Source organism: Paractinoplanes brasiliensis, assembly GCF_004362215.1.
In the GTDB taxonomy this organism is placed as follows: Bacteria; Actinomycetota; Actinomycetes; order Mycobacteriales; family Micromonosporaceae; genus Actinoplanes; species Actinoplanes brasiliensis.
Map to the genome: position 1 here is coordinate 3,375,805 of NZ_SNWR01000001.1, position 22,952 is coordinate 3,398,756.

Annotated in this window: 20 protein-coding genes; 10 read left to right on the plus strand and 10 right to left on the minus strand. The window is 71.2% G+C overall.

Annotated features, from left to right (window positions below; translation table 11 throughout):
• Positions 1-329: 329 nt before the first annotated feature.
• From purB to C8E87_RS15120, 3 genes are read right to left on the minus strand one after another with little or no spacing between them, the layout of a single operon-like run.
• Positions 330-1,751: an adenylosuccinate lyase gene (gene purB, locus C8E87_RS15110; RefSeq protein ID WP_133873690.1), complete on the minus strand. Its 1,422-nt coding sequence runs from the start codon at positions 1,749-1,751 to the stop codon at positions 330-332.
• Positions 1,748-3,046, minus strand: coding sequence for an MFS transporter (locus C8E87_RS15115; RefSeq protein ID WP_133873691.1), 1,299 nt, complete (start codon positions 3,044-3,046; stop codon positions 1,748-1,750). Before C8E87_RS15115 ends, purB begins: the two co-directional genes overlap by 4 nt.
• Positions 3,036-3,563, minus strand: coding sequence for an ArsR/SmtB family transcription factor (locus C8E87_RS15120; protein WP_133873692.1), 528 nt, complete (start codon positions 3,561-3,563; stop codon positions 3,036-3,038). The genes C8E87_RS15115 and C8E87_RS15120 overlap by 11 nt, the downstream gene beginning before the upstream one ends.
• Positions 3,564-3,694: 131 nt before the next feature.
• Here C8E87_RS15120 and C8E87_RS15125 point away from each other — a divergent pair, with 131 nt between their 5' ends.
• On the plus strand, positions 3,695-4,147 hold the full coding sequence (locus C8E87_RS15125; RefSeq protein WP_133873693.1) for an SCP2 sterol-binding domain-containing protein: 453 nt from the start codon (positions 3,695-3,697) through the stop codon (positions 4,145-4,147).
• 35 nt (positions 4,148-4,182) lie between these two features.
• Here C8E87_RS15125 and C8E87_RS15130 read toward each other — a convergent pair whose 3' ends face one another.
• A complete protein-coding gene (locus C8E87_RS15130) occupies positions 4,183-4,800 on the minus strand; it encodes a response regulator (protein ID WP_133876837.1) in 618 nt (205 codons plus the stop codon).
• 14 nt (positions 4,801-4,814) lie between these two features.
• On the minus strand, positions 4,815-5,918 hold the full coding sequence (locus C8E87_RS15135) for a sensor histidine kinase (RefSeq protein ID WP_203720975.1): 1,104 nt from the start codon (positions 5,916-5,918) through the stop codon (positions 4,815-4,817).
• A gap of 138 nt (positions 5,919-6,056) precedes the next feature.
• Between C8E87_RS15135 and C8E87_RS15140 the strand changes: the two genes are divergently transcribed.
• On the plus strand, positions 6,057-6,638 hold the full coding sequence (locus C8E87_RS15140; protein ID WP_133873695.1) for a hypothetical protein: 582 nt from the start codon (positions 6,057-6,059) through the stop codon (positions 6,636-6,638).
• On the opposite strand, the gene purD is transcribed toward C8E87_RS15140, so the two are convergent.
• A complete protein-coding gene (purD, locus tag C8E87_RS15145) occupies positions 6,628-7,869 on the minus strand; it encodes a phosphoribosylamine--glycine ligase (RefSeq protein ID WP_133873696.1) in 1,242 nt (413 codons plus the stop codon). The two genes, C8E87_RS15140 and purD, sit on opposite strands and share 11 nt — an antisense overlap.
• A 119-nt stretch (positions 7,870-7,988) precedes the next feature.
• Here purD and C8E87_RS15150 point away from each other — a divergent pair, with 119 nt between their 5' ends.
• From C8E87_RS15150 to C8E87_RS43700, 3 genes are read left to right on the plus strand one after another with little or no spacing between them, the layout of a single operon-like run.
• Positions 7,989-9,281 (plus strand): adenylosuccinate synthase, encoded by a 1,293-nt coding sequence (locus C8E87_RS15150; RefSeq protein WP_133873697.1) that lies wholly within the window; start codon positions 7,989-7,991, stop codon positions 9,279-9,281.
• 1 nt (position 9,282) lies between these two features.
• Positions 9,283-10,239: a diacylglycerol kinase family protein gene (locus C8E87_RS15155; protein ID WP_133873698.1), complete on the plus strand. Its 957-nt coding sequence runs from the start codon at positions 9,283-9,285 to the stop codon at positions 10,237-10,239.
• Positions 10,240-10,289: 50 nt separating this feature from the next.
• On the plus strand, positions 10,290-12,515 hold the full coding sequence (locus C8E87_RS43700; RefSeq protein ID WP_438866062.1) for a MinD/ParA family ATP-binding protein: 2,226 nt from the start codon (positions 10,290-10,292) through the stop codon (positions 12,513-12,515).
• A gap of 255 nt (positions 12,516-12,770) precedes the next feature.
• Here C8E87_RS43700 and C8E87_RS15165 read toward each other — a convergent pair whose 3' ends face one another.
• Both C8E87_RS15165 and C8E87_RS15170 read right to left on the minus strand, forming a co-directional pair.
• Positions 12,771-13,193 carry a DUF3151 domain-containing protein gene (locus C8E87_RS15165; RefSeq protein WP_133873699.1) on the minus strand — a complete coding sequence of 141 codons (423 nt, stop codon included), beginning with the start codon at positions 13,191-13,193 and terminating at the stop codon, positions 12,771-12,773.
• Positions 13,194-13,244: 51 nt separating this feature from the next.
• Positions 13,245-14,261, minus strand: coding sequence for an ADP-ribosylglycohydrolase family protein (locus C8E87_RS15170; RefSeq protein WP_239080647.1), 1,017 nt, complete (start codon positions 14,259-14,261; stop codon positions 13,245-13,247).
• 18 nt (positions 14,262-14,279) lie between these two features.
• On the opposite strand from C8E87_RS15170, the gene C8E87_RS15175 reads away from it, so the two are divergent.
• Positions 14,280-15,494 (plus strand): LOG family protein, encoded by a 1,215-nt coding sequence (locus C8E87_RS15175; RefSeq protein ID WP_133873701.1) that lies wholly within the window; start codon positions 14,280-14,282, stop codon positions 15,492-15,494.
• Here C8E87_RS15175 and C8E87_RS15180 read toward each other — a convergent pair.
• Together C8E87_RS15180 and fbaA are read right to left on the minus strand one after the other, a co-directional pair.
• The gene (locus tag C8E87_RS15180) at positions 15,456-15,989 is read right to left on the minus strand and encodes a hypothetical protein (RefSeq protein ID WP_239080646.1); all 534 of its coding nucleotides are present in this window, start codon (positions 15,987-15,989) and stop codon (positions 15,456-15,458) included. The genes C8E87_RS15175 and C8E87_RS15180 overlap by 39 nt on opposite strands.
• Before the next feature lie 93 nt (positions 15,990-16,082).
• Positions 16,083-17,108, minus strand: coding sequence for a class II fructose-bisphosphate aldolase (gene fbaA, locus C8E87_RS15185; RefSeq protein ID WP_133873702.1), 1,026 nt, complete (start codon positions 17,106-17,108; stop codon positions 16,083-16,085).
• 171 nt (positions 17,109-17,279) lie between these two features.
• Between fbaA and C8E87_RS15190 the strand changes: the two genes are divergently transcribed.
• From C8E87_RS15190 to C8E87_RS15205, 4 genes are read left to right on the plus strand one after another with little or no spacing between them, the layout of a single operon-like run.
• Complete coding sequence (locus tag C8E87_RS15190) at positions 17,280-18,767, plus strand: hypothetical protein (protein ID WP_133873703.1); 1,488 nt, start codon at positions 17,280-17,282, stop codon at positions 18,765-18,767.
• Positions 18,768-18,808: 41 nt separating this feature from the next.
• Positions 18,809-18,985: a hypothetical protein gene (locus tag C8E87_RS15195; RefSeq protein WP_203720974.1), complete on the plus strand. Its 177-nt coding sequence runs from the start codon at positions 18,809-18,811 to the stop codon at positions 18,983-18,985.
• Positions 18,986-19,027: 42 nt separating this feature from the next.
• Entirely contained in the window at positions 19,028-20,395 is a 1,368-nt protein-coding gene (locus C8E87_RS15200) for a 3' terminal RNA ribose 2'-O-methyltransferase Hen1 (RefSeq protein WP_133873705.1), read from the plus strand.
• Positions 20,392-22,881, plus strand: coding sequence for a polynucleotide kinase-phosphatase (locus C8E87_RS15205; RefSeq protein ID WP_133873706.1), 2,490 nt, complete (start codon positions 20,392-20,394; stop codon positions 22,879-22,881). The genes C8E87_RS15200 and C8E87_RS15205 overlap by 4 nt, the downstream gene beginning before the upstream one ends.
• The last annotated feature ends 71 nt before the right edge of the window (positions 22,882-22,952 follow it).

Consider the following 22,952-nt stretch of genomic DNA (forward strand, 5'->3'; position numbering starts at 1 on the left):
GGATTCTCGGCCGGTGTCGCGCACACGACGCCGGGGGGCGCTGAGCAGCCAACTCCCAGGTGATCTCGGACACCGAGTCGATCAAACCTTCAATCAACCCCGCGTCATCACATCGTGATAGGGGTGAACTGAGTTCTAGGCGGCCGTGGAGCGACGGCATACGGTCGGCTCATCGATCTCCATCGAGTCCGTGCGGCGGCCGCCCCGCCGGCGCACGGGACGAGCTCCGCCGGGGCGCGGCGTGACATACATCTCCGCCGTGCCCCAGCGGCACGCCATCGCAAAGTGAGCCGCAGCACGCCATCACGAGGTGAGCCGCAGCACGTCGATCACAGAATGGGCGCCGGCGCGTAACGAGCGGCCTCGGGGTGAGCGGCCACGATCGTCGCGACCCGGTCGGCCACCGAGCGCACCTGGGACGGCGCGGCCCCGACGAACGCGGCCCGGTCGGCCACCAGCGTGTCGATCTCGGCCCGGCTCAGCTTGAGCCGCCCGTCGGTGGCGAGACGGTCGAACAGGTCGTTCACGGCGGCGCCCTTCTCACGCATCGCGAGCGCGACGGCGACGGCGTGCTCCTTGATCACCTCATGGGCGACCTCGCGCCCGACCCCCTTGCGTACGGCCGCCACAAGGATCTTGGTGGTGGCCAGGAACGGCAGGAACCGGTCGAGCTCGCGGGCGATCACCGCGGGGTAGGCGCCGAACTCGTCGAGCACCGTGAGGAACGTCTGGAACAGCCCGTCGGTGGCGAAGAAGGCGTCGGGCAGCGCGACCCGGCGCACCACCGAGCACGAGACGTCGCCCTCGTTCCACTGGTCGCCGGCCAGTTCGCCGACCATCGACAGGTAACCGCGGACGATCACGGCGAGACCGTTGACCCGCTCCGACGAGCGGGTGTTCATCTTGTGCGGCATCGCCGACGAGCCGACCTGGCCCGGCTTGAAGCCCTCGGTCACCAGTTCCTGGCCGACCATCAGGCGGATCGTGGTGGCCAGCGAGGACGGCCCGGCGACGATCTGGGCCAGCGCCGAGACGACGTCGAAGTCGAGCGAGCGCGGGTAGACCTGGCCGACGCTGCTGAGCACCCGCTCGAAGCCGAGGTGGCCCGCGACGCGCTGCTCCAGCGTGGCCAGCGCCTCGAAGTCGCCGTCGAGCAGGTCGAGCTGGTCGGCCGCGGTGCCGACCGGGCCCTTGATGCCCCGCAGCGGATACCTTGCGATCAGGTCGTCGAGACGCTCGTACGCGATCAGCAGCTCTTCCGCGGCCGAGGCGAACCGCTTGCCCAGCGTGGTGGCCTGGGCCGCGACGTTGTGCGAACGGCCGGTCATGACCAGGTCGGAGTACTCGACCGCACGCCCGGTGAGCCGGGCCAGGGCGGCGATCACCCGGGTCCGGATCAGTTCGAGCGAGGCCTTGATCTGCAGCTGCTCGACGTTCTCGGTGAGGTCGCGCGAGGTCATCCCCTTGTGGATCTGCTCGAAGCCGGCGAGCGCGCTGAACTCCTCGATGCGCGCCTTGACGTCGTGCCGGGTGACGCGCTCGCGCGCAGCGATCGACTCGAGGTCGACCTGGTCGAGCACCGACTCGTACGCCTCGACGGCGCCGGCCGGGACGGCCACACCGAGGTCGCGCTGGGCCTTCAGGACGGCCAGCCAGAGGCGGCGTTCCATCCGGATCTTTTCCTCGGGGGACCAGAGTCCGACGAGGTCAGCGGAGGCATAACGGGCGGCAAGGACGTTCGGGATGGTCACGCGACCGATTCTTTCACGGTGCCGGCGGGCGACTCGGGCAGCTTGTGCGCGAGGGTGCGTACGTCACGGCTGAGCAACATGGCGGCCACCGAGACGGCCATCAGCACCCCGGCCCCGACCAGAGTCGGCCGTACGCCGAAGACGTGCGCGACGGGTCCGGCCGCCAGCTCGCCGATCGGCATGGCGACGAACGAGCCGACCATGTCGTACGAGTAGACCCGGGCCAGCTTGTCGGGCGGGATGTGCTCCTGCATCGTCGTCTCCCAGGCGACGCCGAACTGCTCGAGCGTCAGCCCGGCCACGGCCGCCCCGGCGATCAGGGCCCAGAGGTTGGGGTACGCGCCGAGCAGCAGCAACGGCAGCGCCATGCCGAACAGGGAGACGCAGCCGACCAGCAACATCCGGCGCAGCCGCAGACGCATCGCGATCAGCGCGCCGACGATCATGCCCGCGGTCTGCGCGGCCAGCACCACACCCCAGGCCCGGCGCCCGATCGTGTCGTCGGCGACCACCGGCCCGAGCACGTAGAGCCCGCCGCTCCACACGGCGTTGCCCAGGGCCGCGCCCGCCACGACCACCCACAGCCACGTGCGGGAGCGAAACTCCGACCACCCCGTACGCAGGTCCGCGAAGACGTTGGGCCGGGCCGGCTCGACGGCGGGCACACCCTCGGCGGGCACCGGAGGCGTGACCGGCTGGACCGGCCGGACCGCCGTGATCGAGCGCAGCGGCAGGAAGAGGAGCCCGGCCAGGGCGAACGTCACGGCGTCGACAGCGATGCCCCATCCGGGATTGGTGGCGGCGACGATCACGCCGGCCAGTGGGGCGCCGAGGATGGCGGCCGAGTTGAGGCCCAGCCGGTTCATCGCGTTGGCCTGCTGCCGGATCTCGGCCGGGACCGTCTGCGGCAGGATCGACGAGCTGGCCGGCAGCGCCAGCGCGCCCACCATCCCGTTGATCGCACCGAGCCCGATGAGCAGCGGGATCGTCGCCTCGCCGGTGAGCACGAGGACCGCCACCACGCCCTGGGTCACGGCCGCGGCCAGGCTGGCCCCGACCATCAGCAGGTGTTTCGGCATGCGGTCGGCGAGCACCCCGCCGAACAGCAGGAACGCCACGTTGACCAGGGTGCGGGCCCCGACCACCAGGCCGAGATCGGTGACCGAGCCGGTCAGGTCGAGAACGGCGAAGGCCAGCGCCAGCGGGGCGAACGAGTTGCCCAGCGCGTTGACCGTGCGGCCGGCCAGCAGGAAGCGGAAGGGTGCGTGGCGCAGCGGCGCGAAGTTACTGCTCATCGGGGGACTCCATCTCGAACATCGCCACGGTCGTGCTGGTGTGGATGGTGCCGGGGGTGCGCGGCGGCTGGGCCGCGTCGTGCAGTTCGCCGAGCAGGTCCATGAACCGCCGGCGCAGGTCGAGCCACTTGTCCGGCTCGATCCAGAACTCGCCGTCGCCGAGCAGGATCTTCGACTCGAACTGCCCGGTTGCGGTGCGCCGGATCAGCTCGTGACCGAGGGTCGCGAACAACGCCCTCTTCTGTTCGGGGGTCTCGGACAGGCGATCGCGAGCCCGGTCGTAGCGATAGCGCTTGGCGACGCCGCCCCGGATCTTCTCCTCGCCGGCGACCACGATCATGCCGGCCGCGTGCAGGTGGCGAAGGTGGTAGCTCGCGTTGGCGTGGGTCAGGCCGAGCTCGCGGGCCACCTCGGCCGCGGTCATCGGCGCGCCGGTGAGCAGGGACATGATCCTCAGCCGTACGGGATGGGCCGTGGCTCGCATGGCCGCCTGCCCGCTCGCATCTCCCAAAGACATGTTGGGGAGTCTAAGGCGTGTCGTGTCGACTGTCCAATGGTTGTTTGGGAGTGGCACACTGCACGTTGTGGCGGCAATGCCGCTAAAGTTACTGACGAGTAGGTCGACTCAGCCTTGAAAGGTCTTCACCGATGACTGATTTCAACCCGGACTCGCTCGCCTCCATCGGGCCCAAGGAGTTCGCACAGCTCGTCAAGGCGACGCCGGATGCCAAGCTGGCCGAGGCGATGGCCGGTGACTCGCGCACCAAGATCCTCGACGAGGTCTTCAACCGCATGCCCACCCTGTTCCGCCCCGAGAAGGCGGGCAACACCAACACGGTCATCCACTGGATCCTCACGGGCGGCGCCGACGGCGCGAGCGACACCTACGAGACGGTGATCGAGAACGGCGCCTGCACGGTCACCAACCAGCCCGTACGTGACCCGAAGCTGGCCATGACGATGGACGCGGTCACGTTTCTCAAGGTCGTCTCGGGCGACGGCAACCCGATGATGCTGTTCATGACCGGCAAGATCAAGGCGAAGGGCGACCTGGGCCTGGCGGCCAACGTGGCCAAGCTCTTCGACATCCCGAAGGCCTGACGCCCGCTCTGAAGGGGGTGCCCGGCGCGCCCCCTTCAGAGCAGCCCGTTCTCGCGGGCGTAGAGCGCGGCCTGGGTGCGATCACGCAACCCGAGCCGGCTCAGGATGTGCGACACGTGGTTCTTGACCGTGCCCTCGCTGACATAGAGCTGCGATGCGATCTCGCGATTCGTCGCACCCCGCGCGATCAGCCTCAGCACCTCGATCTCCCGATCGGTCAGATCGGGCCTTCCCCGGGCCGGAACCGCCCTGTCCAACGCCTCGGCCAGCCGTCGCACCACCGACGCGTCGTGCTGATCGACGCCCGCGTGCGCGAGCCGCACGGCCTGCGCCAGTTCCCGGGCGGGCAGGTTCTTGAGCAGATAGCCGCTGGTCCCCGCGCGGAGCGCACTCAGCACGTACTCCTCGTCGTCGAACGTGGTGAGCATCAGCACCCGGCACGAGGGCAGCCGTGCCCGCAAGATCTCCGCCGCCCGTACGCCGTCCAGCACCGGCATCCGCACATCCATGAGCACCACGTCCGGGCTGGTCGTCAACGCCACCTCCACGGCGGCCCGGCCGTCGGCCGCGGTGCCGACCACCTCGATGCCCGGCTCGAGCCCGAGCAGCGACGCTATCCCCTCACGGATCAGGGCCTGGTCGTCGACAACCATCACCCGTACGTCGGTCACGCCGCCCCGCCCACACTCGCGGTGACCCGCGTGCCCTGGCCCGGTGCGGACTCGATGCGCACCACGCCACCGAGCGCGCCCACCCGTTCCCGCATGCCGCGCAGCCCACCGCCGGTGGCCGTCCCCACGGCGAACCCCCGCCCGTTGTCGGCCACCTCCACCATGGCCGACCCGGGATCACCGAACCGCACGGCCACCCGCACCCGATCGGCCCCGGCGTGCCGGCGCGCGTTGGTCAACGCCTCCTGCACCACCCGATAGAGCGCCTCCAGCCCCGCCCGCGCATGCCCGGCATCGCTGCCGGTCGACTCCACGGCCACCCGGAAACCTGGGTCGTCCAGCCCGTCGGCGAGCGCGGCCACCGCCGCCACCAGCGAGAAGGGCTCGGCTCGCAGGGTTCCGACCGACTCCCGTACCTCTTGAAGGGCTCGTGCCGCCGCCGAGCGCGCGTCGGCGACGGCCCGGTCGGCGACGGCGGCGTCCCGGCTCCGGAAGGCTTCAGCCTTCTCCAGTTGCACGCCGACCGCGGTCAGGTGATGGCCGACGCTGTCGTGGATGTCGCGGGCCAGCCGGTTGCGCTCGGCCGCGGCGCTCAGCTCGGCGACCTGGCTGTGGGCCCGTTCCAGCTGCAACCGCGCGCGGCGCTGACCGTCCGCGACCGCCGCCGTGGCCATCGTGAGAACCAGCCCTACGAAGAACATCAGCAGGTCCGAGACCACCTCGGGATCGTCGGCCCAGCCCGGCGAAAGCGCCGCCTGGATCGTCGCGGCCAGCAGGCAGGCGGCCGCCAGACCCAGGGCTGCCCGGCGGCCGAGCGAGAAGTAGGCGAAGAACGGCACGAGCACGAACAGCGCGCGGGCGAAGCCACCCGGATCGGCCGCCAGGACCACGATGAGCAGGACGACCCGGGCCGCGAGGAGCACCACCGCCCGGCGCCGGCCGATTTCGCGGATCCACTCGATCGCCAGCAGCGCGGCCAGCCCGGCCGTGAACACGGCGAGCGAGGCCGCCGACCAGTCCGGCGCCAGGCCGGCCGCCACGAAATAGAGACCGGTCGCGAGCACGGCGAGATACAGCGCCGACGCCATCCAGCGGACCATGCCAGTCACGCTAGGGCCGCGCCGCGCGGATGCCTACCGGTCGCGGCCAGGTTTGGCCGTTGGTCATGTGCCGGTCCAGGCCGATCGTGGCCGGTCGGCACTGTCGGCTCCGGAGGCCGCCCCGGCACGGTGACAGGCATGACCGAGAGCATCCTGTATCGCCTCGCCGCCATCGTCGGCCTGGTCGGCGGAGGGCTGACCGTGCTGGCCGCCGGCCGTCGCGCCGGCCTGATTCCCGAGAACGCCCTGACCCACGCGCTGGCCCCGCCCGCCACCGCGCTGCTGCTGTTCACGCTGACCGCGTTCTACCTGGTGCAACGCCGGGCGGCCGGGCGGCTGGGCCTGGCCGGCTTCGTGCTCAACCACCTCGGCCTGAGCGGCCTGTTCGCGATCGAGTTCCTCACCCACGCGGTGCTGCAGTACCAGGACGCTGCGGGCCGGGAGCGGATCCTCACCGGCCCGGGACGGCCGTACTTCCTCGTGGTGGCGCTGGTCTTCCTGGCCGGCGTGCTCGTGTTCGGCCTCGCGTCGTGGCGGGCCGGGGTGCTGCCGCGAGGCGCGCTGGTGCTGTACGTGGGCGGGTTGAGCGCGGCCGCCCTGCGTACGTCGGTGCCGGAGGCGGTGTATCTGGGCGGCCTGCTGATCGGCTCGGCCGGGGTGCTCTGGCTCTCGGCCGCCCTGATGCGCCTGACCGCACCCAGCGTGGTGTCTACAGCGTGATCCGGCCCTCGACGGCGCCCAGCGCGATGTCCCGGCGGAACTGGGCGCCGTCCAGGCGGATCCCGTCGACCAGCGCGTACGCGGCGTCGCGAGCGGCGGCCAGGTCGGCACCGGTGGCGGTCACGCTCAGCACGCGGCCACCGGCGGAGACCAGAGCGCCGTCCTCGCGGCGGGCCGTTCCGGCGTGGATCACGCCCGGCGTCTCGGCGCCCTCGATCACATCGCCCGTACGCGGGGTGCCCGGATAGTTCTGGCCGGCCACGACCACCGTGACCGCGGCGCCGTCGCGCCACCGCAGCGGCGGCTGCTCGCCCAGCGTCCCGGTCGCGGCGGCGTGCAGCAGACCGCCCAGCGGCGTCTCGAGCAGGGCCAGCACGACCTGCGTCTCGGGGTCGCCGAACCGGGCGTTGAACTCGATGACCTTGGGACCGTCGGGGGTGAGCGCGAGCCCGACGTAGAGCAGGCCCGAGAACGGGGTGCCGCGGCGGCGCATCTCGGCCAGCGTCGGCTCCACCGTCTCGAGCAGCACGCGGGGCACCAGGTTCTTCGGGGCCCAGTCGAGCGGGGCGTACGCGCCCATGCCGCCGGTGTTGGGGCCCGCGTCGCCGTCGGCCAGCCGCTTGAAGTCCTGCGCCGGCATCAGCGGGACAGCGGTCGTGCCGTCCGTGATCACGAACAGCGAGACCTCGGGGCCGGACAGGTACTCCTCGATCACGACCGTGCCGCAGTCGGCCGCGTGCCGTTCCGCCGCGTCGCGGTCGTCAGTCACCACGACACCCTTGCCCGCCGCCAGGCCGTCGTTCTTGACCACGTACGGGGCTCCGAGGTCATCGAGCGCACGGCTCACGGCGGCCGCGTCGGAGCAGGCGTACGAGCGGGCGGTCGGCACCTTGGCCGCGGTCATCACTTCCTTGGCGAACGCCTTCGACCCCTCCAGCTGGGCGGCCGCGGCGCTCGGGCCGAAACAGGCGATGCCCTTGGCCCGTACGGCGTCGGCCACGCCCGCGACCAGCGGCGCCTCGGGACCGACCACCACCAGGTCGGCCGCCAGTTCGACGGCGAGCGCGGCCACGGCGGCCGGGTCGGTGGCCGTGACGTCGTACACCTCGGCGATCTGGGCGATGCCCGGGTTGCCCGGGGCGGCGGCGAGGAAGTCGACAGAGGGGTCGGCGGCGAGGGCGACGGCGAGGGCGTGTTCGCGGCCGCCGGAACCGATCAGAAGTACGCGCACGACCGGCGATCCTACCGGCGCTCCGCTTCCCCACGTCGCACAGCAGGGCGGTCGCGTAAACTTCGGCAGTACCCGGACCTCTGCCGAGTACGACCTGTTCGACGGAAGGCGTCAAGCAAGTGCCGGTGATCGTGTTGGTCGGCGCCCAGTGGGGCGACGAGGGCAAGGGCAAAGCGACTGATCTGCTGGGCGACCGGCTCGACTACGTGGTGAAGTTCAACGGCGGGAACAACGCCGGTCACACCGTGGTGATCGAGGGTGAGAAGTACGCCCTGCACCTGCTGCCGAGCGGCATCCTCTCGCCGGGCGTGGTCCCGGTGATCGGCAACGGCGTGGTGATCGACCTCAACGTGCTGTTCCAGGAGATCGACGGTCTCGAGTCGCGCGGCATCGACACGTCACGGCTGCGCATCAGCGCCAACGCGCACGTCATCCCGTCGTACAACCGCTCCCTGGACAAGGTGAGCGAGCGTTACCTGGGCGCCCGTCGCATCGGCACCACCGGCCGCGGCATCGGCCCGACCTACGCCGACAAGATGAACCGTGTCGGCGTCCGTGTCCAGGATCTCTTCGACGAGTCGATCCTGCGGCAGAAGGTCGAGGCCGCCCTCTCGTTCAAGAACCAGATCCTCGCCAAGATCTACAACCGGCAGGCCGTCAAGCCCGACGACGTCGTCAACGAGCTGCTGTCCTACGTCGAAAGACTGCGCCCGTACGTGGGTGACACCGCGCTCGAACTCAGCGAGGCGCTCGACGCCGGCAAGGTCGTGCTGTGCGAGGCCGGCCAGGCCACCCTGCTCGACGTCGACCACGGCACCTACCCGTTCGTGACCAGCTCGAACGCGACGGCCGGGGGCGCCTGCACCGGTTCCGGCATCCCGCCCACCCGCATCGACCGGGTCGTCGCGGTGCTCAAGGCGTTCACGTCCCGCGTCGGCGAGGGCCCCTTCCCGACCGAGCTGCACGACAAGTTCGGCGACCACCTGCGCGAGGTCGGGCAGGAGTACGGCACGACCACCGGCCGCCCGCGCCGCATCGGCTGGCTCGACCTGGTCATGGCCCGGTACGCGCAGCGGATCAACGGTGTCACCGACTTCGTGCTCACCAAACTGGACAACTACGACGACCTCGACGAGATCCCGGTCTGTGTCGCGTACGAGGTCAACGGCGTCCGCCACGACGAGATGCCGATCAGCCAGTCCGACTTCCACCACGCGATCCCGATCTACGAGACGCTGCCCGGCTGGAAGCAGAGCATCATGGGCGCGCGTTCGTTCGACGACCTGCCCAAGGAAGCACAAGACTTCGTGCTCTTCGTCGAGGAGCGCATCCGGGCGCGCATCTCGGTGGTCGGCGTCGGACCCGCGCGCGACCAGGTCATCGAGCGCCACTCGGTTCTGAGCGGGGCCTGACATGTACGACGTGGTGCTGCTCAGCCTGGCCGAGGGGCAGGGCTCGGGGGGCGCGTGCGGCGACGAGTGCGGTGGCTGCGCCCCGGCCACCGCGTGCGCGCCGCGGGTGCCGGTGCTCAAGTGCGCCGACGCGCTCACCGCGGCCGGCGCCCGGGTCGAGACGATCACCGCGGGCTCCGATCAGGAGATCGACGAGGTCATCGCGCGGTTCGACGGGCCGGCCCGCCCCGACGGGCTGACCTGGCCCGACGCGGACAGCAAGCTACGGCTGGTGGTGGCCTCGGCGACGGACGGGCAACTGCGCGCGGTCGTACGCCGTCTGGTCCGCCGCTACGCTCCGCCGCCCAGCAAGCGCCCCGACGACCTGCGGGCCGGACGCACGGTGCCCGACCTGCCGCCGCTGGCGATCCTGCCGCTGGACGCGAGCAACACCACCGACCTCGCCGCGCAACTCGGCCTTCCCCGTACGCCGGAAGCAGTGGCCGCCGCGGTGATGAGCGGCTCGGTGCGCCGGCTCGACCTGCTGCGCAACGACGGCGGCTCGGTCACGGTCGACGGCGCCCTGGTCGGCGGCATGGACGACGACGGCCGCGCGGTGCCGTGGCGGGGCCGGGTCGAGGTCGACGACGCGGTGCTGTCCAACGGCGACGACCCGATCCTGGCGTGCGCGATCGGCAACAGCGCGGGCTACGCGGAGTTCGCGGGCCTGCGGATGCTGGCCGACGGCGACGCGGTCGACGGCCAGGTCGAGGTCGCGGTGGCCGTGCCGACCATCGTCAAGCAGCGCTTCCGCGGCTCGAAGATGCGCGTCGAGGTACGCCGCGCACGCGGACGCGCGGTGTCGGTGCTCCCTCGCGACGGCGAGATCCAATTCCTCGACGACGGGGTCGGCGGCGCGATGAGCCGCAAGCGCTCATGGTGGACCGAAGCCGGGGCCTGGGCGGTCTACGCGAGCTGACCTACTGTGTAGTACGCAGGTACGAACCGGCATCCGGGGAGGACGTTTCAGTGGCACCGGTGGAGGACGAGGACGCCGACCGCGTCTACGTCCCGGGCACGTCCAGCAACCCCGCGCCACCTGACCGCGACGTGGAGCCGTTCTGGGCGCCGGAGGAACTGGAAGCGCCGGTGCACGGGCGGCCCGTCCCCCACGACACACCGCCGCCCGTTCCGCTGCCGCACTCCCCGAACGGCGCCCCCGGCATGTATCGACCGGGCGAACGGGTGCCGGTCCCACCACCCCATGCCGTACCGGTGCCGCCGCCGGCCCACGTCCAGGTGCCGGCACCCCGCCCGGCCACTCATCCGCCGGGCGCTCATCAGCCTGCCGCGCATCAGCCGCCGGCTGTTCATCAGCCGCCTGCCGCCTATTCGCCGGCCCAGCCTCCACATCAGCCGGGCCCGGCGCCCACGCAGGCCTGGCCCAACCTCGAGCCGCACGTCGAGCCGCCCGCCGCCGAGTCTCCACCCGCCGAGCCGCACCCTCGTGCGGCCGTTCGCCCGGCAGCGGCCCCGGTCTCCGGCTCGGCCTCCGTGCCGCCCTCACCGTCCGTCCCCACCTCGGCCGCCCCCGCCTCAGCAGCGCCCATGTCTCCCGCGGGCTGGGTCGAGGACGAGTCCGGCGTGCACAGTTCACCCGATTCGCCGTGGTCACAGCCACCCCACCGCCCGGGCGCGCAGAGCGCAGCCAGTTCACCCGCGGAGCAACCCCGGCCAGGCGCCACTCAAGTGCCGGCCCAGCGGCCGCCCGGCACCGCCTCGACGCCGGCCCAACGGTCGCATTCCGGTACAGCCTCGACGCCGGCCCCGAGCAACGCCTCCGTACCGGCTCCTCGTCCCGAGCTGAAGACGTCTCCGTCCGATCCCGCCGACGAGGAAGGCTGGGCAACCGGCGCGGAGTCGTCGAACAGCGCGGTCTACCGCCCGGCCGCGCAAGGTGCCGCCGTCGTCCCGCCGCAACCGGGACCGCGTACGCATCCGGACCAACCGGGGCCCCACTCGAGCCCGGACGCGGAGGAGTTGGGCCCCCGGCCCGATCAACTGCGCCCGCACGCCCAGCCCGGTCCCCACCTGCCGCAGCAGGCTGGTCAGCCCGGACCGCACGGGGCACAGACGTACCCGCAGCCGGGACCGCACGCCGCGCAGGCGCAGCCGGGGCCCTACGGGCAGCCGTACCCGCCGCAGAACTACGGGCCGCCACCGGTGCCGCCCGGCCCCTATCCGCCGAGCATGAGTGCGCACCCGCCCGCGCCGGCCCAGCCCGCCACCGACCCGTTCCAGGATCTGCCGTGGGTTTCCGACGGCACGCCCACGGCCGAGGAGTTCGCCCGTCGCCGCATGGCCAAGCCGGCCGACCCGGTGGCCACCCAGGGCGCCCGCGCGATCCTCCGCAAGGGCACGATGGGTCTGGTCAAGCTGGCCCCGGGCAAGCGCGAGCAGGAGTACAAGCAGGACGTCGAGATGGTCCGCCGCAACTTCGGCGGGCTGCGCCAGGTCACCGTGGTCAACCCCAAGGGCGGCGCCGGCAAGACCGTGGCCGTGCTGCTGCTGGCGATGACGTTCGGTCAGAAACGCGGCGGTTACGTGCTGGCCTGGGACAACAACGAGACCCAGGGCACCCTCGGCATGCGCGCCCAGCAGGACTTCCACGCCCGTACGGTGCGCGACATGATGCGTGACCTGCACCTGTTCCGCGGTTCGCACGGGCGGGTCGGCGACCTGTCGCAGTACGTGCGGGCGCAGGGCGAGGGCATGTTCGACGTGCTGGCGTCCGACGAGTCGGCCACGGCGGGCGAGATGCTCACGGCGGACGCGTTCGGCGAGATCCGTGAGATCGTCAGCCGCTTCTACAAGCTGATCTTTGTGGACACCGGCAACAACGTACGGGCGCAGAACTGGCAGGCGGCGATGGACGCCACCGACCAGCTCGTGATCACGATGTCGGCCCGTAACGACTCGGCCGAGACCGCGGCCCGCATGCTCGACCACCTGGAACAGACCGGCCGCCAGCGCCTGGTCCGCCAGGCCGTCAGCGTCGTCTCGATGCCCCCCACCCGCAAGGACATCGACCTGCCGGCGATCCAGCGCCACTTCGCCGCCCGCACCCGAGCCGTCCTGCTGGCCCCCTACGAGAAGCTGATCGATTCCGGCGAGCCCATCCGCTACGGCCACCTTTCGAACAACACCAAGGACGCCTGGCTCAAGATCGCCGCAGCCGTCGCGGAGGGCCTGTAGGAGCAACCGGACCGCGGGGCCGTAGCCGAGGGCCTGTGGAAGCCGAACGGCGAGAGCAGTAGCCACCCGCGATTCGCCGCCGGTGAGTTGGGCCTCGAATCCCGGACGCCCGTCGGTTCTTGCGGGCGGCCGGAAACCGCGGCCCAGCTCACCGGTCCCCAGGCGAATCGCACGCGGAGCGAAGCGAAGCCAGAAAGACAGTTGCGTTCGTAGTCCCCCTACGCCAGGCGTAGCCCCACGTCAGGGCGTGGTCCCCTACGTCAACGCGTCGGCGGCCGCCGGGTCGCTGTCGCGGAGGAACTGGGCGCAGCGGGCTGCCTCGTCGGCCTCACCGATCTCGGCCGCGGCCTGCGAGAGTGAGTGCAGACACCGCAGGAAGCCCTGGTTGGGGGCGTGCGACCAGGGGATCGGGCCGTGCCCCTTCCAGCCGTTGCGGCGCAGCGCGTCGAGGCCGCGGTGGTAGCCCGTGCGGGCGTACGCGTAAGCGGTCACCGGCTCGTCGGCGGCGAGGGCGTCGGCGGCCAGGGCGGCCCAGCCACCGCTGTACGCCGGGTGGGCGGCGGCAACGGTCTTGAGGGCCACGGTGTTGCCGCTGGCAAGGGCGTCGGCGAGGGCCTTGTCGGCTTCGGCGTCGGCGGGCAGCTTGGTGGCCGGAGGCTCTGGAAGCAGGTTCTGCATGACCTTATTCAACCGGTCCGACCCCGATGCATTCCGCCGGGGCACCGGAGATCACCCAAGATTTCGCCGGATGTTCGAGTCGTCCCAGGCGGTGGCGAGGCGGGCGATGCGGTCGGTGTATTCGATTTGGTCACGCCAGGGCGCGGGCCATGCGTCCAGGCCGAGCGCCGCCCCCGCGAACGCCCCGGCCAGGCAGGCGATCGAGTCGGAGTCGCCGGAGGACGCCGCGCCGCGGCCCAGCACGGCCACCGGCTCGTCGGGCGAGATCAAGTAGCAGTACAGGGCCGTGGCCAGCGCTTCTTCGGCGATCCAGCCTTCGCCGGTGGCCAGGCAGGGGTCGCCGGCGAAGTTTCCGGCAGCGAGCGCCGTGCGCACCCGGTCGAGCGCGGCGGCCGTCTCGTCCCAGCCGCGGGCGATGAATTCCGAAGGCGTGCCGACCCCGTGCTGCTGCCACAGGTCGCCCAGCCAGTCCTCGCGGTAGACCTTGCGCTGGCCGTCGCAACGGTCGCGCAGCGCCTCGAGCAGATCACCGGGGGCCAGGCCGTCGGCGAGCCACCGGCACGCGTACGCGGTCAGTTCGCTCGCCGCCAGCCCGGTCGGATGCCCGTGGGTGAGCCCGGCCTGCAACTGGGCGAGGCCGGCGCGCTGGTCGTCGTCGAGCGTGGGGTGCAGGCCGACCGGGGTGACACGCATGTTGGCGCCGCAGCCCTTGGAGCCGGCCACCGTCGCCTGCTGCCACGGCCGCCCGTCGCTCAGCGCCGCGCACGCCTGGAGGCAGGTGTTTCCGGGGGCACGGTTGTTGTCGGGGCTGATCGCCCAGTCGAGGAAGGCCTGACGCAGCAGCGGCTCGATCACCACTGGGGTGATCGACAGCGCGGCCAGCATCGCCTCGCCGACCGCCAGCGCCATCTGGGTGTCGTCGGTGACCAGCGCGGGCCGCCCGGTCAGTTCGCGCGGGCCGCCGGGGCCGTAGCGGGCGACGATGGTGGCGTAGTCCTGGAACTCGGTGGGTTTGCCGAGCGCGTCACCGTAGGCCAGTCCGTAGAGCGATCCCGCGACGTTTTGCACGGTGACTACCCTACGGTCATGCCCGGCGACCCTCTCCAGCCCGTGCTCGGCGGCCCTGTTCCGTTCGACGCCACCGCCTCCGAGGTCGAATCGCGGGCCGAGCTCGATCACCATCTGGCCGAGAAGTCGCTGGCCGACCTGGTGATCCTGGGGCTCCGGCTCGATCTCGACCCGCCCGACCTGACCGACGTCGAGGTGCGGGGCGCCCTGTTCGTGGGTTGCCGGCTGGCCGACGCCGACGTCGAGATCGATCTGATCCGGCGTGGGGCGCACGTGATCCCGCCGTTCACCGCGCGGCCCTATCCGACCCACCCGGCGACGCTGTACACGCCGGAGGACCTGTCGTTCGGGTTCGCCACCGGGGGCTTCGCCGGCATGTACGACACGATGATCTACGACCATTTCCTGGCGCACGGCGGCGCGGCGCCCGACATCCGCGAGGCGATCGCGCAGCGGCTGCACGACGCGGGCATCGACAACGCGCTGGGCAAGGCGCTGGCGGCGTGGGTGCAGGAGAACGGCCGGGCCGGGGCCGTCGGGGTCATGGGCGGGCACGCGGCGGCACGCGGCTCGGCGGCGTACCGGATGGCGGCGAACCTGTCGTGGCGGCTCGCCTCGGCTGGTCGGCTGGTGGTGACCGGCGGCGGTCCGGGGGTGATGGAAGCGGCGAACCTGGGGGCGTACTTCTCGACCCGTACGGCGGACGAGCTCGAGGCGGCGATCGAGCAGCTGTCGGCCGCGCCGCATTTCGCCGATCACGAGCCGTACACTGCGGCGGCCCTCGCCGTACGAGCGAAGTATCCCGCCACCCCGGCTCTGGGGCATGGCGGTTTGGCCCTGCCGACCTGGCTGTACGGCCACGAGCCGGCCAATCTGTTCGCCGGGCAGATCGGCAAGTACTTCTCCAACGCCGTACGGGAGGATTCGATCCTTCGTCTCTCGCGGGGCGGCATTGTGTTCGCGCCGGGGTGGGCCGGCACGGTGCAGGAGATCTTCCAGGCGGCGACGAAGACGTTCTACCGCACCGACGGGCCGTCCGGCGCTTTCGTCTTCCTCGGCGTCGAGCATTGGCGGCAGCTGCCGGTGGAGGAGCTTCTGCGTCCGTTGCTGGCCAAGAGCCCGTACGGGGATCAGTCGCACCTGATCGTGGTCACCGACTCGCTCGACGAGGCGATGAACGCCCTGGCGGCCGGGTCAGGCGACGTGGACGCGCCGCCAGTTGGTCACGGGTAGCTCGTCCTCGGGCACGTCGGTGATGCCGTTCTCGTCCATCGCGTTGTAGATCGCGAGCCGGGCGCCGTCGAACAGGAACTCGACGGCGTGCAGGACCCGGGGCCGCCACTCGGCCACCGTGACCAGCTCGATGATGTTGACCGCGCGCAGGACGCAGCCGCGGGCGTGGCGCAGGGCGGCGTGCGGGTCGGGTCGCCAGTCGAAGTGCTCGTACCAGTCGATCGGCACGTTGAGGTCGATCTGGTCCCAGGTGATGGCGCATTCGTCGAACTTACGATGCGTAATCTCGACGTGGGTGATTCCAAAGTCGAGGATCACCGGGCCGTCGGCGAACCAGCCCCGCTCGGCCATGTCCCACATCAGCCAGCTTGATCGCAACTTACGCCCGATGAGCCGCACAAACCGGGTGCGGTGAACGGCTGCGAGCGCGTCGGCATCATGGTGCCATTCGGGTTCATAACCCTCGATGCCGAGCACGATCTTGATCCTCCTCACCGGGGAAGGATCGATCGTATACATACCGCTGAGTAACCCGGCAACACGAAGACGGCCGGTCCCCCGGGATGGGGACCGACCGTCGTCGCATGATTACTTCGCGAGGGTGGTGCCCGTCGAGCGCAGGTGCTCGCAGGCCTCGACCACGCGCTGCGCCAGGCCGGCCTCGGCCAGCTTGCCCCAGGCGCGCGGGTCGTACGCCTTCTTGTTGCCGACCTCGCCGTCGATCTTGAGGACGCCGTCGTAGTTCTTCATGATGTGGTCGACCACCGGGCGGGTGAACGCGTACTGCGTGTCGGTGTCGATGTTCATCTTGACCACGCCGTAGTCCAGGGCGCCGTGGATCTCGGAGAGCAGTGAGCCCGAACCACCGTGGAAGACCAGGTCGAACGGCTTCTCCTTGCCGTACTTGGCGCCGACCGCGTCCTGGATCTCCTTGAGGATCTCGGGGCGCAGCTTGACGTTGCCCGGCTTGTAGACGCCGTGCACGTTGCCGAAGGTCAGGGCCGTCATGTAGCGGCCCTTCTCGCCCAGGCCCAGGGCGGCCGCGGTGGCCAGGCCGTCCTCGACGGTCGAGTAGAGCTTGTCGTCGATCGCGGCGGAGACGCCGTCCTCCTCGCCACCGACCACGCCGACCTCGATCTCGAGGATGATGTGCGCGGCCGCGGCGTCCTTGAGCAGTTCCTCGGCGATCTGCAGGTTCTCCTCGACCGGCACGGCCGAGCCGTCCCACATGTGCGACTGGAACAGCGGCGCCTTGCCGTTGGCGACGCGCTCCTTGCTCAGCGCGAGCAGCGGGCGGACGTACCCGTCGAGCTTGTTCTTCGGGCAGTGGTCGGTGTGCAGCGCGATGTTGACCGGGTAGTTCTTGGCGACCTCGGTGGCGTACTCGGCGAGCGCGACCGCACCGGTGATCATGTTCTTCACGGTGGGGCCGGAAGCGTACTCGGCGCCGCCGGTGGAGATCTGGACGATGCCGTCGCTGCCTGCCTCGGCGAAGCCCTGCAGCGCCGCGTTGAGGGTCTGCGAGGACGTCACGTTGATCGCCGGATAGGCGAACGCGCCGGCCTTGGCGCGGTCCAGCATCTCGGCGTAGACCTCGGGAGAAGCGATGGGCATCGGTGCGCTCCTTGCTCTTTGCTTAGCTTTCGACTGCCGGAGACAGAGGGCAGGACCGCGCTGTCCTCCAGCTAGCCAGTATTCCGTAGGCGCTGCGACGATGGGAAATGACCCCGGAACCTTCCAGGGAATCCGGCGCACCCGACATAGAGGGCGATTTACGCTCCGTGCATGCAATCGTTCTGCCGGGCGCTCGCGGTCTTGCTGTTCCTGCCTCTGCTGCCGCCGAACCCGGCAACCGCGGCGGCGGCCGAACCCGTGACCGAGCCGCGCCTGGGCCGGATCACGGTGGCCCCGGGCGGCCCGCCCAAGAGCACGGCCCTCACGATCACCATCCGGAACGTCACGCCGGGCACGCCGCACCGGCTGGAGGCGACCATCGACCTGGGCGGGGCGACCGCCTTCGCCGACGTCGCGGCCGGTCCCGGCTACACCGACGCCGCGAGCCTCGCCCGGACCCTCGCCACCACCACCCGGAGCAGCGAGGAACGGTTCTGCCGCCGTACGGGGGAAAGGGTTGTCTGCTCCTGGACATCGACGCTGTCGGACGAGCTGTTCCAGATGCCGACGACCCTCACCGTCACGGCGAAGAAGTCGGCCAAGGCCGGCGACAGCGCGACGGTCACGGTGGCCACGCGAGTCGACAACGGCCCGGAGAGCACCACCCGGTCCCTGATCCAGGTGGGCCAGGGCGTCGACCTCGTGGCGGCCGGCCGCGGAGTCGTCAAGGCGTTGCCGGGGCGGGCCGCCCAATTCCGCCCGCAGGTCCGTAACGACGGATCCGCCCTGGCCACCGGCGTCGTCCTGGCCGTCCAGGCCGACCCACGGCTGCTCCGGAAGACGTCGTTCCGGAACTGCCGCTACGGGTACGCCATGGTGTGCTCGTTCGACGCCTCGCTCGCGTCCGGGCAGGCCTATGCCGTCTCGTCACCGCTCGTGCTGCGGCCGCCGGCCGACACGGTTCCCGGCAGCGCCGCGGTGGTGGCCTCGCAGTGGTTCACCCAGGCCGACCTGGAGGACCACGGATTCGACGACTACGGCGCGGCGGGCACGGGCGCCCCGCTGACCCTGCAGCCGGTCACCGCCGCCCGGAGCACCCCGCAGACCGACGTCGCCACCACGAACGATTTCGTCTTCACCGAGCTCCGGGTCGGTGGCACCCGGCGACCGGCGATCGCCGCGGCCGGCGTCCGGAGCACCGCCACCCTCGGCGATCACCTGACCCTGCGAGCCGGGCTGGAGAACTTCGGGCCGGGCACTTTCCGCCCCAGCCTCTTCCCCAACAACGCGCTGACGGCTGTCGTCGAACTGCCGGCCAACGTCGCGAACCGGAGCGAGCTGGACTGCGACGACGGCTACTGCCAGGTCGAGATGGAGGGTGACCTGGCCGCCGGGCAGCGGGTCACCTTTCCCGTCGAGATCGAGGTCACGACCGCGTGCGGAGAACCCGGCCGGGTCGTGATCGGCGGGGTCGGCGGAGGCACGCTGAGCTCCGCCCCGTTGTCCGTGAACGTCGACGGCGCCACGTGTGCCGCCGTGGCGCTGCCGATCACCGGGCCGGGCGTGGGCCGGACGGCGGTGATCGGTCTCTTGCTGCTCGTGGCGGGAATTGTGCTGACCGTAGTGTGTGCCCGGCGGCCGGTTTGCGAGCATGCTTGAGGGGAATGTTGGCCGGACCGCGATCGGAAGGACGCACCCCTATGACGCAGCCGCGCAACGTCGGCCTGGAAACGCCGGAGGCGGACGCCGCCGAGCAGTGGACCGACGTCGTTCCCGACGACGACGATCGTGCGCCGAACCCGCCCGGCGTCGAGACGCCCGAGTGGGACGCGCAGGAGCAGAACGAGGTCGTCCAGGACGAGGACGAGTACCGCTGATATCGGTCGCCCGGATCGGGGCGAGCGCTCATCATCTAGGGCGTGCTTCTCACCCTGACGACCACGCGCCCGCCGGCCACCGATCTCGGTTATCTGCTGGTCAAGCATCCCGACCGGGTGCATTCGTTCGACGTGCCCACGGGTACGGCGTACGTGATGTACCCCGAGGCGACCGAGGACAGGTGCACGGCGGCGCTGCTGCTCGACGTCGACCCGCAGCGCTTGCGTGGCCGTCAGGACGCCTTCGAGCTGGGCCAGTTCGTCAACGACCGGCCGTACGCGGCGTCCAGCCTGCTCGCGAGCGCGCTGGCCAAGGTGTTCCGCAGCGCGCTGCGCGGCGCCTCCAAGGACCGTCCCGAGCTGGTCACGACTCCCCTGCCGCTGCAGATCCGCGTTCCCGTGCTGCGTGGCTCGTCCGAACTGGCCGCCCAGCTGTTCGAGCCGCTCGGCTGGAGCGTGACGGCCACCGCGATCCCGCTCGAGCCGGCGCTGGGTGGTGACAGCCGCTACGTCGAGCTCGAGCTGAGCGGTGAGCTCACGCTGTCCGCCGCTCTCAACCACCTGTACGTCCTGCTGCCCGTGCTCGACGACGCCAAGCACTACTGGGTGGCGCCCGACGAGATCGAGAAGCTGCTGCGCTCGGGCGCGGGCTGGCTCGCGGGCCACCCCGAGAAGGTGCTGATCGCCCGGCGTTACCTGGCCCACAAGCGCGCCCTGACCACCACGGCCCTGCAGCAGCTGGAGGGTGAGGACGCCGAGGAGCCACCGGCCGAGGAAGATGCGGAACTTCCCGTCGTACGCAAGCAGCCGCTGGCCGAGCAGCGACGCGACGCGGTGCTGGCCGCCCTGGCCGAAGCCGGCGCCACCCGCGTGCTCGACCTCGGCTGTGGCGGTGGCGCGCTGCTCACCGCCCTGCTCAAGGACAGGCGCTACACCGAGATCGTGGGCACCGACGTGTCGGCCCGGGCGCTCGAGATCGCGGCTCGCAAGCTGCGGCTCGACCGGTTGTCCGAGCGGCAGCGGGCCCGTCTCAAGCTGTGGCAGACCGCGCTGACGTACCGCGACGATCGGCTGCGGGGCTACGACGCGGCCGTGCTCATGGAGGTCATCGAGCACGTCGACCCGCCGCGGCTGCCCGCGCTCGAGTCGAGCGTGTTCGGCCACGCGCGTCCCGGCACAGTGATCGTGACCACGCCGAACGTCGAGTACAACGTCAACTACGAGGGCCTGACCGGGCTGCGGCACTCCGACCACCGCTTCGAGTGGACGCGGGCCGAGTTCGCCGATTGGGCCGGGCGGGTCGCTTCGACGTACGGCTATGCGGTTTCCCTGCATCCCGTCGGCGACGACTCCGCGGCCGGCTCCCCGACCCAGCTCGCCCTGTTCTCCCTGGAGGTGACCCCGGCATGATCGAGATTCCGGAACTCGCGCTCGTGGCCCTGGTCGGCATCTCCGGCTCGGGGAAATCCACCTTCGCCCGTACGCACTTCAAGCCCACGCAGGTGCTTTCGTCCGACTTCTTCCGTGGCCTGATCGCCGACGACGAGAACGACCAGTCCGCCTCGTCCGACGCCTTCGAGGCGCTGCACTACATCGCGGGCAAGCGCCTCGCCGCGGGCCGGCTGACCGTGGTCGACGCGACCAACCTGCAGCCGCACGGCCGGGCCGAGCTGGTGCGGGTCGCCCGCGAGCACGACGTGCTTCCGGTTGCGATCGTCCTCGACGTGCCCGAGGCGCTGGCCTGGGAACGCACCGAGGCGCGGGCCGACCGTCACTTCGGCCGCCCGGTGCTCACCCGCATGCACCGTGACCTGCGGCGTTCGCTGGGCTCGCTGGCTCGCGAGGGATTCCGCAAGGTGCACGTGCTGCGCGGACCCGAGGCGATCGCGGCCACCGAGATCCGTTACGAGCGGCTGTTCAACGACAAGCGGGACGTGACCGGCCCGTTCGACATCATCGGGGACGTGCACGGCTGCCGGGCCGAGTTGGAGACCCTGCTCGAACGGCTCGGCTACACCCTCGTACGGGATGGCTCGGGGCGCCCGGTCGACGCCGCGCACGAGTCCCGGACGGCCGTTTTCGTCGGCGACCTGGTCGACCGGGGCCCCGACTCCCCGGGCGTGCTGCGCCTGGTCATGGGCATGGTCGCGAACGGGCATGCGCTGTGCGTGCCCGGCAACCACGAGCAGAAACTGGCCCGCAAGCTCAACGGGCGCAACGTGCAGCTCACCCACGGGCTGCCCGAGACGCTCGAGCAGCTGTCGTCGGAAAGCCCGGACTTCGTGGACTCGGTCAAGACCTTCATCGAGGGCCTGGTCAGCCACTACGTGCTCGACGGGGGCGACCTCGTGGTGGCGCACGCCGGGCTCAAGGAGGCGTATCACGGGCGGGCCTCGGGGCGGGTGCGCAGCTTCGCGCTCTACGGGGAGACGACCGGCGAGACCGACGAGTACGGGCTCCCGGTGCGCTACCCGTGGGCGCGTGACTACCGCGGGTCGGCGGCCGTCGTCTACGGGCACGTCCCGACACCGAAGCCGGAGTGGATCAACAACACGATCTGCCTCGACACCGGTTGCGTCTTCGGCGGCTCGCTGACGGCGCTGCGCTGGCCGTCCCGCGAGCTGGTGTCGGTGCCGGCCGCGCGGGAGTACTACGCGCCGGTGCGGCCGCTGCTGCCGCCCGAGCGCCCCGACTCCGAACTGGACATTTCGGATGTCACCGGCCGGCGGCACCTGGACTACGGGTACGGGCGGGTCACCGTGGCCGCCGAGAACTCGGCCGCGGCGCTCGAGGTGATGAGCCGGTTCGCGCTCGACCCGGCCACCCTGGTGTGGCTGCCGCCGACCATGGCGCCGTGCTCGACGTCGACGCTGGAGGGCTACCTCGAACACCCGGCGACGGCGTTCGAGGACATGCGTTCGGCCGGCGTCACCCGGGTCGTGTGCGAGGAGAAACACATGGGTTCGCGGGCGGTCGTACGGGTGTCGCGCGCGGGAAGCGACCGGGACGCGATCTGGACCCGTACGGGAAGGCCGTTCTTCGGACCGGAACTCGACCAGCCCCTGCTCGACCGGGTACGCGCCGCCTGCTCCGGGCTCTTCGACGAACTCGCGACCGATTGGCTGCTCATCGACGCGGAGCTGCTGCCGTGGTCGGCCAAGGCGGCGGGGCTGATCCGCGACCGGTACGCCGGAGTGGGCGCCGCCGGACGGGCCGCGCTGCCTGCTGCCCTCGACGTGGTCGACCGGGTCGCCGCGCGCGGACTCGACGTGGCGGGGCTGCGGGACCGGCTCGCACTGCGGTCGGCCGAGATCGACGGCTACACGGCGGCCTATCGCTCGTACGTGAAACCGACCGACGGGCTCGAGGGGGTCACGCTGGCGCCGTTCGCCGTTCTGGCCGGCAACGGGATCTCGTACGCGGATCGGGACCACGGCTGGCACCTGGCTCTCGCCGACCGGCTCGTCGCGGCCGACCCGGAGCTGTTCACCCCGACCCGGCGCATGATCGTCGACGTGGCCGACCCGGCGTCGGAGGCGGCCGCGACCCAGTGGTGGCTGGAGCTGACAGCGACCGGCGGCGAGGGCATGGTGGTCAAGCCGTGGACCGGGCTCAAGGCGACCGACGCCAAGGGCCGGCTCATCCAGCCCGGGGTGAAGTGCCGCGGCCGCGAATACCTGCGGATCATCTACGGTCCCGAGTACACCCGGCCCGAACAGCTGGAGCGCCTGCGCCGGCGCAACCTCGGGCGCAAGCGGAACATGGCGCTGCGGGAACACGGGATGGGGCTGGCCGCGCTCGACCGGCTCGCCGAGGGTGCGCCGCTGTGGCGCGTCCACGAGGTGGTCTTCGCGATCCTGGCCACCGAGTCCGAGCCGGTGGACCCGCGGCTGTGAGCCTTTTGGCCGGGTCTTCGCTCACGAACGGCTCTCAGAGGTGTATCAATCTGCCGGTACTCTGACTCCTC